5 protein-coding genes are annotated in these 17079 nt (G+C 46.2%); all 5 read left to right on the forward strand.

What is annotated here, in order from left to right; translation table 11 throughout:
• Nucleotides 1-21 precede the first annotated feature (21 nt).
• The 5 genes from infC (at nucleotide 22) to GO493_RS07740 (ending at nucleotide 17012) form a co-directional block, all read left to right on the forward strand.
• On the forward strand, nucleotides 22-699 hold the full coding sequence (infC, locus tag GO493_RS07720; protein WP_157305559.1) for a translation initiation factor IF-3: 678 nt from the start codon (nucleotides 22-24) through the stop codon (nucleotides 697-699).
• Between the two features lie 305 nt (nucleotides 700-1004).
• Entirely contained in the window at nucleotides 1005-4985 is a 3981-nt protein-coding gene (locus tag GO493_RS07725; RefSeq protein ID WP_157305560.1) for a T9SS type A sorting domain-containing protein, read from the forward strand.
• Nucleotides 4986-5169: 184 nt separating this feature from the next.
• Nucleotides 5170-8985, forward strand: a complete 3816-nt coding sequence (locus GO493_RS07730; RefSeq protein WP_198315615.1) for a T9SS type A sorting domain-containing protein — start codon at nucleotides 5170-5172, stop codon at nucleotides 8983-8985.
• A gap of 30 nt (nucleotides 8986-9015) precedes the next feature.
• Entirely contained in the window at nucleotides 9016-13005 is a 3990-nt protein-coding gene (locus tag GO493_RS07735; protein WP_157305562.1) for a T9SS type A sorting domain-containing protein, read from the forward strand.
• A gap of 29 nt (nucleotides 13006-13034) precedes the next feature.
• On the forward strand, nucleotides 13035-17012 hold the full coding sequence (locus GO493_RS07740; RefSeq protein WP_157305563.1) for a T9SS type A sorting domain-containing protein: 3978 nt from the start codon (nucleotides 13035-13037) through the stop codon (nucleotides 17010-17012).
• Nucleotides 17013-17079: the final 67 nt, after the last annotated feature.

The following is a 17079-nucleotide window of genomic DNA, read 5'->3' on the forward strand; positions in this document are numbered from 1 at the left end:
TTAGTAACTTTATTTTTCTTGATGCAACAAGGACCCAGACCAAATTTTAACAACAGTAACAACAGGGGTAGAAACCCTAATTTCAGAAGAGAACAACAACAAGAACATCGTACAAACAGGATGATACGCGTTCCTGAGGTACGATTGGTAGGAGAGAACATAGAAGTGGGCGTTTATCGTACAGAAGAGGCCCTGCGTATGGCAGAAGAGCAGGGACTGGACCTGGTAGAAATTTCCCCTAATGCTGCACCTCCCGTATGCCGCATCATCGACTATAATAAATTCCTCTACGAGAAGAAGAAGAAAGAGAAGGAGATGAAGGCTAAAGCTCATAAGAGCGAGGTAAAGGAAATTCGTTTTACACCAAATACTGACGATCACGATTTCGACTTCAAGGCTAAGCATGCTGAGAAGTTCCTGAAAGACGGTAATAAAGTAAAAACATACGTACAGTTCAAAGGCCGTGCTATCATGTTTAAAGAACGTGGTGAGCTGATCCTGCTGAAATTTGCAGAAAGGCTGGCTGAAGTAGGCGCGCTGGAAGGTATGCCTACTATGGAAGGTAAGCGTATGATTGCCATTTTTGCGCCTAAAAGCGCTAAAAAGGCAGCTGGCGGTCCTAAGGAGCCAAAGGAAGAACGTGCTCCAAGAGAGCCCCGTCCAGAGCCTCGTCCTGCTCCTGAGAGCAAGCCTGAATAATTATTTACTTGGTGCAATTATATCAAATGAACCCGGAGCGTTGAGTTCCGGGTTTTTGTTTTTTAGTGGTTTTATGGTGGCTGTGTGGTGAGAGCGAAGGAAACATGCGCAAAAAATGGCTTTTGCCTGCGGCGAAAGCCATTTTTTGCGGCGGAGAGGTGGCCTGCGGCCGGTAGGTTGAGAGAAAGAGAAGTATAAACCAGAGAAAAGGCGGGTAAGAATTGTGAGTATAAGTACTCTACTTTCTTATATTATAGTAAAAAAGAATAATACATGATATACTTTTATGTAAGAGACCTATACCTATGCCTGTTAAACACTTTAACCCTGTTCTCTTTTTCCTGTTGTTGTTCTCTGTGCCCGTAACTTTTGCGCAGACCGGCTACTACACTTCGCCTGTTCCTCTATATATGCTGGTTGATGCAAAGACTAATTTCCCCAGGGATAACCACATATGGTACTATGACGAATATGGTAACTACAACTTAGTTACAAAAGTAAATGAGAGCCCGGAAGAAATTGCCCTTTATTGCGGAGGAATTCTCCGTAATCCTCCACATGCTTTTTATATGGAAAGGACTCCCGGGAGTGTCATATATCCCTGGGGCGCCGAGTTCCTTGGATATCTTGCTTATCCTTACCCGGTATCCCAGGAAGCGCTGAATCAATCGCCGGTGGATCTCCCCATGCCGTATGAAGATTTTGGCAGCATTCTGCCCGATGCACCTGTTGTATGCCGGTTCGTGTATGTGATGGTAGCGCCATGGAAACCCACAACGCCTTCAGAAGGAGGTATTGTTTGTGCGAATGAGACATTGACAGTCCGGACTGACAATAACAAGGATATTCCGATGGGGGATTCATATGTAGAGAATGTGATGGTGTTTGAATACAATGTAGCTGATTCTGCTGAATGGATACCTTATGATTCTGCCGGGATGTATTGGGACGGTGCTATCAGTTCTGTTTATCCGCAGGATAAAATTGCTTCAGTAAGAAATGCCACTATAAAGAAGAAGCTAAGGTTCAGATGCAGACAAAAAGCCGCATATCTTAATGGCAAGATCTACTATTCTCCTTATTCCCAACCCACAGGCTACCTGGAAATACATCCGCCTGCACCTTCTGTAGATGTGAGCAGGATAGTGAAAACTGCGGCCTGTCCTACGGAGAATAATGGGACCATCACCGTGCCCTCGGGTGCTGTGAAGAGCAATTTCAGCAGGATGAGGTGGATATTGCGTAAGGGGCTGGTTACCACGCCTTGTGATCCCGGGCTGACTGCAGGCCAGTCTAATTGCGGGGACCAGGAGGATTGGAGTAATGGCTCTGTGCCTGTTGAAGACGTGATACATGTAGATAACCTGAAGCCGGGTACTTATACGCTGTGGGTATATAACCCCGGGCAGGATGAAGGGAACTGTGTACGATATATTCCTATTACTATAGATGAACTGGCGCCATTAAGTGTAACAACTGATGCCGCTAAGACAAAAAACCTGAGCTGTTATAACAGTAATGATGGTACAATAGGCGTGACTGCTGCGGGTTCAAATACCAGTGGTACTTACTATTTCACGTTATTGTCCGGTACTAATGTTGTACGTGCGGAACAAACTGGAACAGGTAATACCATGTTATGGGAAAACCTTCCGGCAGGGACCTATCAGGCAAGGGTGCGTAACAGCAGTTGTAGTTCCGTTGCATTGACCGGCGATATTATTGTGACCCAGCCAGCGGCGTTGACCGGCGAGTTAATAGCTACATCGCCTACCTGTACGTCACCGGGAAATGGAATGGTGAGTGTGACTGCTAATGCTAATGGCGGTATTATCAGTAATTATGCTTTTAATCTTTATAAAGATAATGTGCTGGTACTGACTTCGGGGCCGGTTAGTGCTGACACCTATGTTTTTACAGACCTTGAAGGTGGTAATTATAAGGCAGGTGTTATCAATAATGATCAGCCGCTTTGTCCTTCGTGGGATAGTAGTGTTACATTGACAACACTGGTGCCGCTGGCGGTAAAGCTAACAGCCCGGGATTCGGTGAGTTGTTTTGGTGGCAATGACGGGCAGCTGGAGTTCTCGGCTGTGGGTGGGACAGGACTTTATCTGTATACGCTGGAAAGTGGTGGTGTTTCTGTGAGTAATACGACGGGAGTGTTCCCAGGGCTTAGCGCTGGTAATTATACTATCACAGTAAAAAACCAGGGGAATACCTGTAATGATGAAGTGGTGCAGAACATTGCCGTGTACCAGCGGACAGCCATCAACATACAGTTACAGCAAACACCGCTCAGCTGTTATGGGTTGACTGATGCAAGTATAAAAGCCATTGTCAGTGGTGGATCGGGTAATTTCTATTACCAGTGGCAACAGCTGAAGAATGGGGTATGGACGGATAACAGTTTCTGGTTCAGCACTGATACGCAGATAGAAGATCTGGATGCAGGGACTTACAGGTTGATCATTAAAGATAACCTGGCGCCGGCTTGTACGGTGACTTCAACACCAATGACCATTGATGCGATCACTCCTGTGCAGATCAATAACATCAATGTTCATGATGCCGTTTGCAAGGCGGATGGGGCACAGATTGAGATGACAGCTGAAGGAGGTGTACCCGGTTATGTTTATGAATGGTCTGTTGATAATACAAACTGGCAGGCATTTCCAGGAGCTACAACCATTAATGCTTCGGGTAATTACAGGTTGCGTGTAACTGATGCGCATCATTGTATGGTAACCAGTCCTTCAACATATGCTGTCAGCATTCCGAATGCACCGCTCAGCTTTACTTATACACTGTCGGATTATAAAGGGTATAATGTTTCCTGTGCGGGTAAAACAGATGGCTTCATACAGGTAACTGTTGCAGGAGGTAACGGTGGTAGTTACAGCGGATATGCCTATGCGCTGGATAATGGGGCGTATGGGGTTTTAGCCTTGTTAGAGCATATAGCAGCCGGTACACATACCATTAATGTGAAGGATGGCAGAGGTTGTGTGATGAGCAAAACTGTTACACTGACAGCTCCGGCATCTGAGCTGGAGATTATGGTTACCAGTAAACAGCATAATGGATGTGGAGCAGATCCTGTAGGGCAAATCTCCGTACAGTCAAAAGGAGGGACTGCCCCTTATGCTTATTCCCATGGGAATGATGTATGGCAGGATAGCCCGGTACTGACAGGCATCGCGGCGGGCGATTATACGCTACAGGTACGTGATGCGAATGGTTGTATATCTGATGTAGCGACCACCCTTACTTCTATCTATCCACCGATTACGGTAGCTGCTGATGTTACACCGGTGACATGCCATGGGCTTTCTGATGGAGCTATTACTTTGACTGCCGGAGGTGGGGATGGCAATTATGCTTATCAATGGGCAACAACAGGTGTTAGTGGTAGCGCTGCAAAGAATATACCGGCAGGTGTTTATGCTGTAGAAGTGAAGGATGGTACTGGTTGTAAACAGGCGCTTACTTATACTGTTACACAGCCTGAGCCTTTAACCTTGCAGGTAGCTGCTCCGGGCATATGTGACGGACTTAATGAAGGTAGTATTACGGCAACAGTAACAGGAGGTACTTCACCATACCAGTATTCATTAGATAAGAGCAGCTGGCTGGCTGAGGGTACTTTTGGAGGACTACCGACAGGTAAATACCGGCTTGATGTAAGGGATGCCAATAAGTGCCTTGCTGGACAGGATGTTACTATTACTAAGCTCAATATTAAGCCGGAAGTAGACTTCCTGGTAGCTTCCCGGAAAAATGCCCTGGATACATTGCTGATCAGGGAAATCAGTTTACCTGCTCCTGACCAGGTGAGCTGGAGTTATCATCCCGATGCTATTTTCCTGGGAACGGTGAGTGGAGCGCCTTTGATACGGTTCTCCAAAGCGGGTACTTACTGGGTAGAGATGGCGGCTACCTTTGGAGATTGTACTTATTCACTGAGGAAAGAACTGACGATAGGGGCTTATGATCCGCAGGCAGGGCCGGGGTATAGTACGCCGGTGAAGGTGATAGATACGGTGGTGCTGGCGCCTAATCCCAATAATGGCAATTTCAATTATACCGTGAAGCTGAACAGGAAGCAGCAGATGATAGTGTATGTGTATGATATGAACGGAGCAGTTGCGGATAAGAAAAAGTACGCACCTGCTTTGGAGGTGAATGATTCGTTTACATTGAATGGTGTTATTACCGGGACCTATATACTGAGGGTGATAGCGGAGAGTGAGAGTAAGGATGTGAGGTTTATTATTACCAGGTAAAATAATACGAAAGAGACCCAAACCTATGCCCGTTAGATATTTTAGTACTGTTTTCTTCTTTTTGTTGTTGTTTTCCAGGCATGTAACTTTTGCGCAAAGCGATTATCAATTTTATACTGCGCCAGTCCCTATTTACATGTTATTGGATGCAACGACTAATTTTCCTACAAACATCAGTATGTGGATGTCTGATGACAAGACCGGAGGTTACTTCCTGCTCACAAAAACAAATGAAAGCCCGCAGGAAGTGACCTTCTACTGCGGGGTACTTACTCATCCTCCTCCATCTGTTTTTTACATCGATAGATTTCGTAGTGGATCTCCATCTTACCTGGAAGGTCTTACTTATTCCTACCCGGTATCCCAGGAGGCACTGAATCAATCGCCGGTGGATCTCCCTATGCCACACACTGATTTCAATACTTTTTACCTCGACACGACGGTTGTCTGCCGGTTTGTACATGTGATGGTTGCACCATGGAAGCCTACAAGCCCCTCTGAAGGAGGAATTATCTGCGCGAACGACCTTCTGACAATCAACAGTATCAATCATATGGATCAGGTTCCGGCTGGCGATGAATACTTAAAAAATTCTATAGTATGTGAATACAATGTAGCTGATTCTGCGGAATGGACACCATGTGATTCCTTTGAAGGGATTCCTCATTATATCGCCTCCTTTCGTCCTCAGGACAAAATTGCATCTGTCAGATATGCCACCACGAAAAAGAAGATACGATTCCGTATCAGGCAAAAGGCAGAGTATAGCAATGGTAAGATCTATTATTCACCCTATTCAGAACCTACCGGGTATGTGGAGGTGCATCCACCTGCTCCCACTGTAGATGAGAGCAGGATAGTGAAAACTGCTGCCTGTCCTACGGAGAATAATGGGACTATCACTGTGCCTTCAGGTGCTGTGAAGAGTAATTTCAGCAGGATGAGGTGGATACTGCGTAAAGGACTGGTTACTACACCCTGTGATCCCGGGCTGACTGCAGGCCAGTCTAATTGCGGGGACCAGGAGGATTGGAGCAATGGTTCAGTGCCTGTTGAAGACGTGATACATGTGGATAATCTGAAGCCGGGTACTTATACGCTGTGGGTATATAACCCCGGGCAGGATGAAGGAAACTGTGTACGATATATTCCTATTACTATAGATGAACTGGCGCCGTTAAGTGTAGCAACTGATGCGGCCAGGACTAAAAACCTGAGCTGTTATAACAGTAATGATGGTACAATAGGTGTAAATGCTGCAGGTGCAAATACCAGTGGTACTTACTACTTTACGTTATTGTCCAGTACTAATGTTGTACGTGCGGAACAAGCTGGAACTGGTAATATGATGTTGTGGGAAAACCTTCCGGCAGGAACCTACCAGGCAAGGGTACGTAACAGCAGTTGTAGCGCCGTTGCATTGACCGGCGATATTATTGTGACCCAGCCAGCGGCGTTAACTGGTAACCTGATGGCTACATCGCCTACCTGTACTTCTCCCGGCAATGGCATGGTGAGTGTGACTGCTAATGCTAATGGCGGAACTATCAGTAATTATCTTTTTAATCTTTATAAGGATAATGTACTGGTACTCACTTCGGGGCCGGTAACTTCCAGTAGTTACACTTTCACGGATCTTGAAGGTGGTAATTATAAGGCAGCTGTTATCAATAATAATCAGCCGCTTTGTCCTTCCTGGGATAGTAGTGTTACATTGACAACGCTGGTGCCGCTGGCGGTAAATCTAACAGCCCGGGATTCGGTGAGTTGCTATGGAGGCAATGACGGGCGGCTGGAGTTCTCGGCTATTGGTGGGACGGGGCTTTATCTGTATACATTGGAAAGTGGGGGTGTTTCTGTGAGTAATACGACAGGAGTGTTTCCAGGGCTTAGCGCTGGTAATTATACTATCGCAGTAAAAAACCAGGGGAATACCTGTAATGATGAAACTGTGCAGAACATTGCCGTGTACCAGCGGACGGCCATCAACATACAGTTACAGCAAACGCCGCTCAGCTGTTATGGGTTGACTGACGCAAGCATTAGAGCCACCGTAAGCGGGGGTTCAGGTAATTATTATTACCAGTGGCAGCAGCTGAAGAATGGGGTATGGACAGATAATAGTTTCTGGTTCAGTACTGATACACAGATAGAAGACCTGGATGCAGGCACTTACAGGTTGATCATTAAAGATAACCTGGCGCCGGCATGTACGGTAACTTCAACAGAAATAACGGTACAGCCCCTTATGCCTGTGCAGATCAGTAATATACAGGTCAGGGAGGTGGTTTGTCTCGCTGATGGGGCACAGATTGAGATGACAGCTGAAGGAGGTGTGGGTGGTTATATTTATGAATGGTCGGTTGATAATATGAACTGGCAGGCATTCCCCGGAACAGTGAATATTACTACTGCTGGTAATTACAGGTTACGTGTGGCTGATGCGAACGGCTGCAGGGTTAATTCCCTGTCAACATATGCTATCAGCATCCCGGATGCACCGCTCAGCTTTACTTATACACTGTCGGATTATAAAGGGTATAATGTTTCCTGTGCGGGTAAAACAGATGGCTTCATGCAGGTAACTGCTGCAGGAGGTAACGGTGGTAGTTACAGCGGATATACCTATGCGTTGGATAATGGGGCGTATGGGGTTTTAGCCTTGTTAGAGCATATAGCAGCCGGTACGCATACCATCAGCGTGAAGGATGGCAGAGGTTGTGTGGTGAGCAAAACTGTTACACTGACAGCTCCGGCATCTGAGCTGGAAATCACTGTGACCAGTAAACAACATAATGGATGCGGGGCTGATCCTGTAGGACAGATAACAGTACAATCAAAAGGAGGAACTGCTCCTTATGCTTATTCCAGTGGAAATGATGTATGGCAGGATAGCCCGGTACTGACAGGCATCGCGGCGGGCGATTATACGCTACAGGTACGTGATGCGAATGGTTGTATATCTGATGTAGCGACCTCTCTTACTTCTATCTATCCACCGATTACGGTAGCTGCTGATGTTATACCGGTGACATGCCACGGGCTTTCTGATGGAGCTATTACTTTGACTGCCGGAGGCGGAGATGGCAATTATGCTTATCAATGGGCAACAACAGGTGCTAATGGTAGTGCTGCAAAGAATATCCCGGCAGGTGTTTATACTGTAGAAGTGAAGGATGGTACAGGTTGTAAACAGGCGCTCACTTATACTGTTACACAACCTGAGCCATTGGTGTTACAGGTAGCTGCTCCGGGCATATGTGACGGACTTAGTGAGGGTAGTATTACGGCAACAGTAACAGGAGGTACTTCACCATACCAGTATTCATTAGATAAGAGCAGCTGGCTGGCTGAGGGTACTTTTGGAGGATTGCCGACAGGTAAGTACCGGCTTGATGTAAGGGATGCCAATAAGTGCCTTGCTGGACAGGATATTACTATTACTAAACTCAATATTAAGCCGGACGTGGATTTCCTGGTGGCATCCCGCAAGAATGCCCTGGATACGTTGCTGATCAGGGAGATCAGTATACCTGCGCCGGACTTTGTGAACTGGACTTATCATCCCAATGCTGTTTTCCTGGGGACGGTAGAAGGCGCGCCTATCATCCGGTTCTCCAAAGCGGGTACTTACTGGGTAGAGATGGCGGCGACTTTTGGAGATTGTACGTATTCACTGAGGAAAGAACTGACGATTGGGGCTTACGACCCGCAGGCGGGGCCGGGGTATAGTACACCGGTGAAGGTGATAGATACAGTGGTGCTGGCGCCTAATCCCAATAATGGCAATTTCAATTATACCGTGAAGTTGAACAGGAAGCAGCAGATGATAGTGTATGTGTATAATATGAACGGAGCAGTTGCGGATAAGAAAAAGTATGCACCTGCTTTAGAGGTGAATGATTCATTTACGTTGAATGGTGTTATTACAGGGACCTATATACTGAGGGTGATAGCGGAGAGTGAGAGTAAGGATGTGAGGTTTATTATTTCAAGATAATATAAATAAATAAGCAAGAGACCTATACCTATGCCTGTTAAATTCCGTAATCTTATTCTGTTTCTCCTGTTGCTGTTCTCAATGCCGGCCGCTTTTGCGCAAAGCGATGTTGAATACACAGCCCCTATTCCTCTTTACATGCTGGTAAATGTAAAAGCCAATTTCCGGATGGATACACGCATGTGGATGTATGATGGCAGGGCAAACGACGTTCCGCTTATAAAAACATATGAGAGTGCTGACGAAATTGCTTTCTATTGCGGGGAGATCATCGGTAGTCCTCCATACTATCTGTATATAGAAAGATATTATCCTCCTAATCTATATCCAGTAAAGGAAATCCTGGATTATCTGTATCGTATGTACCCGATTTCACAGGAAGCGCTGAATCAGTCGCCGGTAGATCTACCCATTCCGTATGGAGAATTTAGTTATATCGGTCCAGACACGCCACTTATCTGCCGTTTTGTATATGTGATGGTAGCTCCCTGGAAGCCTACAAGTCCATCAGAAGGAGGAATTATCTGTGCGAATGATATCCTGAATATTCAGACTATTAATAATAAGGATTATCCCGATGCTAATGATGTTTATCCGCTTGTGCTTAGCAGCATGGTATTTGAATATAATGTAGCCGATTCTGCTCAATGGATACCTTGTGATTCTGTCAGAATGGATTGGGAGGATGCCCATCTTTCCTTTCGGCCACAGGATAGGATTACATCGGTAAGGAATGCTACCACAAAGAAGAAACTCAGATTCCGCTGCCGGCAAAGGGCAGCATATAATGATGGACATGTCTTCTATTCTCCTTATTCAGAGCCTACCGGGTATATGGAAATTCATCCGCCTGCTCCCTTTGTGGATGAGAGCAGGATAGTGAAAACTGCTGCCTGTCCCACAGAGAATAATGGAACTATCACTGTGCCTTCAGGTGCTGTGAAGAGTAATTTCAGCAGGATGAGATGGATACTGCGTAAGGGGCTGGTTACTACTCCCTGTGATCCCGGGCTGACTGCAGGCCAGTCTAATTGCGGGGATCAGGAAGATTGGAGTAATGGGTCTGTACCTGTTGAAGATGTGATACATGTAGATAACCTGAAGCCGGGTACTTATACGCTGTGGGTATATAACCCCGGCCAGGATGAAGGGAACTGTGTAAGATATATTCCTATTACTATAGATGAACTGGCGCCGTTAAGTGTAACAACTGATGCTGCTAAGACTAAAAACCTGAGCTGTTATAACAGTAATGATGGCACGATAGGTGTAAATGCTGCAGGTGCAAATACCAGTGGTACTTATTATTTCACGTTGTTGTCAGGTACTAATGTTATACGCGCAGAACAGGCTGGAACAGGTAATACCATGTTGTGGGAAAACCTTCCGGCAGGGACCTATCAGGCAAGGGTGCGTAACAGTAGTTGCCGGAATGTTGCGGCAACTGGTGATATTATTGTGACCCAGCCAGCGGCGTTGACCGGCGAGTTAGTAGCTACATCGCCTACCTGTACGTCACCGGGGAATGGGATGGTGAGTGTGACTGCTAATGCTAATGGCGGAACTATCAGTAATTATCTTTTTAATCTTTATAAGGATAATGTACTGGTACTCACTTCGGGGCCGGTAACTTCCAGTAGTTACACTTTCACGGATCTTGAAGGTGGTAATTATAAGGCAGCTGTTATCAATAATGATCAGCCGCTTTGTCCTTCGTGGGATAGTAGTGTTACATTGACAACGCTGGTGCCGCTGGCGGTAAATCTAACAGCCCGGGATTCGGTGAGTTGCTATGGAGGCAATGACGGGCGGCTGGAGTTCTCTGCTATGGGTGGAACGGGGCTTTATCTGTATACATTGGAAAGTGGGGGTGTTTCTGTGAGTAATACGACGGGAACTTTTACAGAATTGACTGCAGGTAATTATACTATAACGGTTAAGAACCAGGGGAATACCTGTAATGATGAAGTGGTGCAGAACATTGCCGTGTACCAGCGGACGGCCATCAATATACAGTTACAGCAAACACCGCTCAGCTGTTATGGGTTGACTGATGCAAGTATAAAAGCCATTGTCAGTGGTGGAGCGGGTAATTTCTATTACCAGTGGCAACAGCTGAAGAATGGGGTATGGACAGATAATAGTTTCTGGTTCAGCACGGATACGCAGATAGAAAACCTGGATGCAGGAACGTACAGGTTAATCATTAAAGATAACCTGGCGCCGGCTTGTACGGTGACTTCGACACCGATGACGGTTGATGCGATCACTCCTGTACAGATCAGTAACATCAATGTCCGGGATGCCGTTTGCAAGGCGGATGGGACACAGATTGAGATGGCAGCAGAAGGAGGTGTTGGTGGTTATGTCTATGAATGGTCTGTTGATAATATGAACTGGCAGGCGTTTCCGGGTACTGTCACGGTTACAACATCAGGCAACTATAAGCTGCGTGTAACTGACGCGCATCATTGTATGGTAACCAGTCCGTCAACATATGCTGTGAGTATTCCGGATGCACCGCTCAGCTTTACTTATACACTGTCGGATTATAAAGGGTATAATGTTTCCTGTGCGGGTAAAACAGATGGCTTCATACAGGTAACTGCTGCAGGAGGTAACGGTGGTAGTTACAGCGGATATACCTATGCATTGGATAATGGGGCGTATGGGACTTTAGCCTTGTTAGAGCATATTGCAGCCGGTATACATACCATCAGCGTGAAGGATGGCAGAGGTTGTGTGGTGAGCAAAACTGTTACACTGACAGCTCCGGTATCTGAGCTGGAAATCACTGTGACCAGTAAACAACATAATGGATGTGGAGCAGATCCTGTGGGACAGATAACAGTACAATCAAAAGGAGGAACTGCTCCTTATGCTTATTCCAGTGGAAATGATGTATGGCAGGATAGCCCGGTACTGACAGGCATCGCGGCGGGCGATTATACGCTACAGGTACGTGATGCGAATGGTTGTATATCTGATATAGCGACCTCTCTTACTTCTATCTATCCACCGATTACGGTAGCTGCTGATGTTATACCGGTGACATGCCACGGGCTTTCTGATGGAGCTATTACTTTGACTGCCGGAGGCGGAGATGGCAATTATGCTTATCAATGGGCAACAACAGGTGCTAATGGTAGTGCTGCAAAGAATATCCCGGCAGGTGTTTATACTGTAGAAGTGAAGGATGGTACAGGTTGTAAACAGGCGCTCACTTATACTGTTACACAACCTGAGCCATTGATATTACAAGTAGCTGCTCCGGGCATATGTGACGGACTTAGTGAGGGTAGTATTACGGCAACAGTAACAGGAGGTACTTCACCATACCAGTATTCATTAGATAAGAGCAGCTGGCTGGCTGAGGGTACTTTTGGAGGATTGCCGACAGGTAAGTACCGGCTTGATGTAAGGGATGCCAATAAGTGCCTTGCTGGACAGGATATTACTATCACTAAGCTCAATATTAAGCCGGAAGTAGACTTCCTCGTGGCATCCCGCAAGAATGCCCTGGATACATTGCTGATCAGGGAGATCAGTATACCTGCGCCGGACTTTGTGAACTGGACTTATCATCCCGATGCTGTTTTCCTGGGGACGGTAGAAGGTGCACCTTTGATACGGTTCTCCAAAGCAGGCACTTATTGGGTAGAGATGGCAGCTACTTTCGGGAATTGTACGTATTCTTTGAGGAAAGAACTGACGATTGGAGCTTATGACCCGCAGGCGGGGCCGGGGTATAGTACGCCGGTGAAAGTGATAGATACGGTAGTGCTGGCGCCTAATCCTAATAATGGCAACTTCAACTACACAGTGAAGCTGAACAGGAAGCAGCAGATGATTGTGTATGTGTATGATATGAACGGGGCAGTTGCGGATAAGAAAAAGTACGCACCTGCTTTGGAGGTGAATGATTCGTTTACATTGAATGGTGTTATTACCGGGACTTATATACTGAGAGTGATAGCGGAGAGTGAGAGTAAAGATGTAAGATTTATTATAACGAAATAATTTTCAATAAATATATAAGGGACATACCTATGCCTGTTAAATTCTTTAGCCTTGTTATCTTTTCCCTACTGTTACTCAATGCGCCTGCTGCGGTTGCACAAAGTGATGTTGACTACACATCACCTGTTCCTCTTTACATGCTGATAGATGCAAAGAGCAATTTCCGTATGGATGCCCGTATGTGGATGTATGATGACAGGGGACACGACCTTCCGCTTGTAAAAACATATGAAAGTCCGGATGAAGTAGCTTTCAATTGTGGCTATATTATCGGCAATCCTCCTCATTTTTTCACTATAGAAAGCTATTATCCTGGTACTCAATATCCTATGACGGAAACGCTGGGACGTCTTGCCTGGCCTGACCCGATCTCCCAGGAAGGCCTGAACCAATGGCCGTTGGACCTCCCTATTCCGTATGATGTTTTCGGTTATCTCAGCGTAGATACGCCGGTTGTCTGCCGGTTTGTATATGTAATGGTGGCACCATGGAAACCAACAAGTCCTTCAGAAGGAGGGATTGTCTGCGCGAATGACTACATGACAATTAAAACTCTCCGCAATAAAGAGGTGGATGGCAAGTCATACGTAACAAATACCATGGTATTTGAATACAACGTAGCTGATTCTTCAGAATGGACACCATGCGTTTCAGGCTTCATGTATTGGGGAGATGCTGGCTCAACTTTTCGTCCGCAGGAATGGATTGCATCTGTCAAATATGCCACCACGAAAAAGAAAATAAGGTTCCGCTGCCGGCAAAAGGCAGAGTATAGCAATGGTAAGATCTATTATTCACCCTATTCAGAACCTACCGGGTATATGGAAGTACACCCTCCGGCCCCCACTGTGGATGAGAGCAGGATAGTGAAAACTGCTGCCTGTCCTACGGAGAATAATGGGACTATCACTGTGCCTTCAGGTGCTGTGAAGAGTAATTTCAGCAGGATGAGGTGGATATTACGTAAGGGGCTGGTTACCACGCCTTGTGATCCCGGGCTGACTGCAGGCCAGTCTAATTGCGGGGACCAGGAGGATTGGAGCAATGGGTCTGTGCCTGTTGAAGATGTGATACATGTAGATAACCTGAAGCCGGGGACTTATACGCTGTGGGTATATAACCCCGGCCAGGATGAAGGGAACTGTGTAAGATATATTCCTATTACTATAGATGAACTGGCGCCGTTAAGTGTAACAACTGATGCGGCCAGGACTAAAAACCTGAGCTGTTATAACAGTAATGATGGCACGATAGGTGTAAATGCTGCAGGTGCAAATACCAGTGGTACTTATTATTTCACGTTATTATCCGGTACTAATGTTGTACGTGCAGAACAAACTGGAACAGGTAATATGATGTTGTGGGAAAACCTTCCGGCAGGGACCTACCAGGCAAGGGTGCGTAACAGCAGTTGTAGCGCCGTTGCATTGACCGGGAATATTACTGTGACCCAGCCAGCGGCCTTGACCGGGGAGTTAGTAGCTACATCGCCTACCTGTACGTCACCCGGTAATGGTATGGTGAGTGTGACTGCTAATGCTAATGGCGGAACTATCAGTAATTATGTTTTTAATCTTTATAAGGATAATGTACTGGTACTGACTTCAGGGCCGGTAACTTCCAGTAGTTACACTTTCACGGATCTTGAAGGTGGTAATTACAAAACAGGTGTTATCAATAATGATCAGCCGCTTTGCCCTTCCTGGGATAGTAGCGTTACATTGACAACGCTGGTGCCGCTGGCGGTAAATCTAACAGGCAGAGATTCGGTGAGTTGTTATGGTGGAAATGACGGACGGCTGGAGTTTTCGGCTATTGGGGGTACAGGGCTTTATCTGTATACGCTGGAAAGTGGGGGCGTTTCTGTGAGTAATACGACGGGGGCTTTTACAGGATTGACCGCCGGTAATTATACCATTACAGTAAAGAACCAGGCGAATACCTGTAATGATGATGTAGTGGAGAACATTGCTGTGTACCAGCGGACGGCCATCAATATACAGTTACAGCAAACACCGCTCAGCTGTTATGGGTTGACTGATGCAAGTATAAAAGCCATTGTCAGTGGTGGATCGGGTAATTACTATTACCAGTGGCAACAGCTGAAGAATGGGGTATGGACAGATAATAGTTTCTGGTTTAGCACTGATACGCAGATAGAAGACCTGGATGCAGGGACGTACAGGTTGATCATTAAAGATAACCTGGCGCCGGCTTGTACGGTGACTTCAACACCGATGACGATTGATGCGATCACTCCTGTGCAGATCAGTAACATCAATATCCATGATGCCGTTTGTAAGGCGGATGGGGCACAGATTGAGATGACAGCTGAGGGAGGTGTACCCGGTTATGTTTATGAATGGTCTGTTGATAATACAAACTGGCAGGCATTTCCAGGAGCTACAACCATTAATGCTTCGGGTAATTACAGGTTGCGTGTAACTGACGCGCATCATTGTATGGTAACCAGTCCGTCAACATATACTGTCAGCATTCCGGATGCACCGCTCAGCTTTACTTATACACTGTCGGATTATAAAGGGTATAATGTTTCCTGTGCGGGTAAAACAGATGGCTTCATGCAGGTAACTGCTGCAGGAGGTAACGGTGGTAGTTACAGCGGATATACCTATGCGTTGGATAATGGGGCGTATGGGGTTTTAGCCTTGTTAGAGCATATAGCAGCCGGTACGCATACCATCAGCGTGAAGGATGGCAGAGGTTGTGTGGTGAGCAAAACTGTTACGCTGACAGCTCCGGCATCTGAGCTGGAAATCACTGTGACCAGTAAACAACATAATGGATGCGGGGCTGATCCTGTAGGACAGATAACAGTACAATCAAAAGGAGGAACTGCTCCTTATGCTTATTCCAGTGGGAATGATATATGGCAAGATAGCCCGGTACTGACAGGCATCGCGGCGGGCGATTATACGCTACAGGTACGTGATGCGAATGGTTGTATATCTGATGTAGCGACCACTCTTACTTCTATCTATCCACCGATTACGGTAACAGCTGATGTTATACCGGTGACATGCCACGGGCTTTCTGATGGAGCTATTACTTTGACTGCCGGAGGCGGAGATGGCAATTATGCTTATCAATGGGCAACAACAGGTGTTAGTGGTAGTGCTGCTAAGAATGTTCCGGCAGGTGTTTATACTGTAGAAGTGAAGGATGGCACAGGTTGTAAACAGGCGCTTACTTATACTGTTACACAGCCTGAGCCATTGGCATTACAGGTAGCTGCTCCGGGCATATGTGACGGACTTAATGAAGGTAGTATTACGGCAACAGTAACAGGAGGTACTTCACCATACCAGTATTCATTAGATAAGAGCAGCTGGCTGGTTGAAGGTACTTTTGGAGGATTACCGACAGGTAAATACCGGCTTGATGTAAGGGATGCCAATAAGTGCCTTGCAGGGCAGGATATCGCTATTACTAAACTCAATATTAAACCGGAAGTAGACTTCCTGGTAGCATCCCGGAAAAATGCCCTGGATACATTGCTGATCAGGGAGATCAGTATACCAGCACCGGATTATGTGAACTGGACTTATCATCCCGATGCTATTTTACTAGGAACAGTGGAAGGAGCACCTATCATCCGGTTCTCCAAAGCAGGCACTTATTGGGTAGAGATGGCAGCTACTTTCGGGGATTGTACGTATTCACTGAGGAAAGAACTGACGATTGGAGCTTATGACCCGCAGGCGGGGCCGGGGTATAGTACACCGGTGAAGGTGATAGATACGGTGGTGCTGGCGCCTAATCCCAATAATGGCAACTTCAACTACACCGTGAAGCTGAACAGGAAGCAGCAGATGATAGTGTATGTGTATGATATGAACGGAGCAGTTGCGGATAAGAAAAAGTATGCACCTGCTTTGGAGGTGAATGATTCATTTACGTTGAATGGTGTTATTACCGGGACCTATATACTGAGGGTGATAGCGGAGAGTGAGAGTAAAGATGTGAGGTTTATTATTACGAGGTAGCACAAAAAAACGCTTTTTCCTTCGGCAAAAGCGTTTTTTTGTGAGGGGGAGTTAACCGGCTAAAGGC

The sequence above is a fragment of the Chitinophaga tropicalis genome, from assembly GCF_009758205.1.
GTDB lineage: Bacteria > Bacteroidota > Bacteroidia > Chitinophagales > Chitinophagaceae > Chitinophaga > Chitinophaga tropicalis.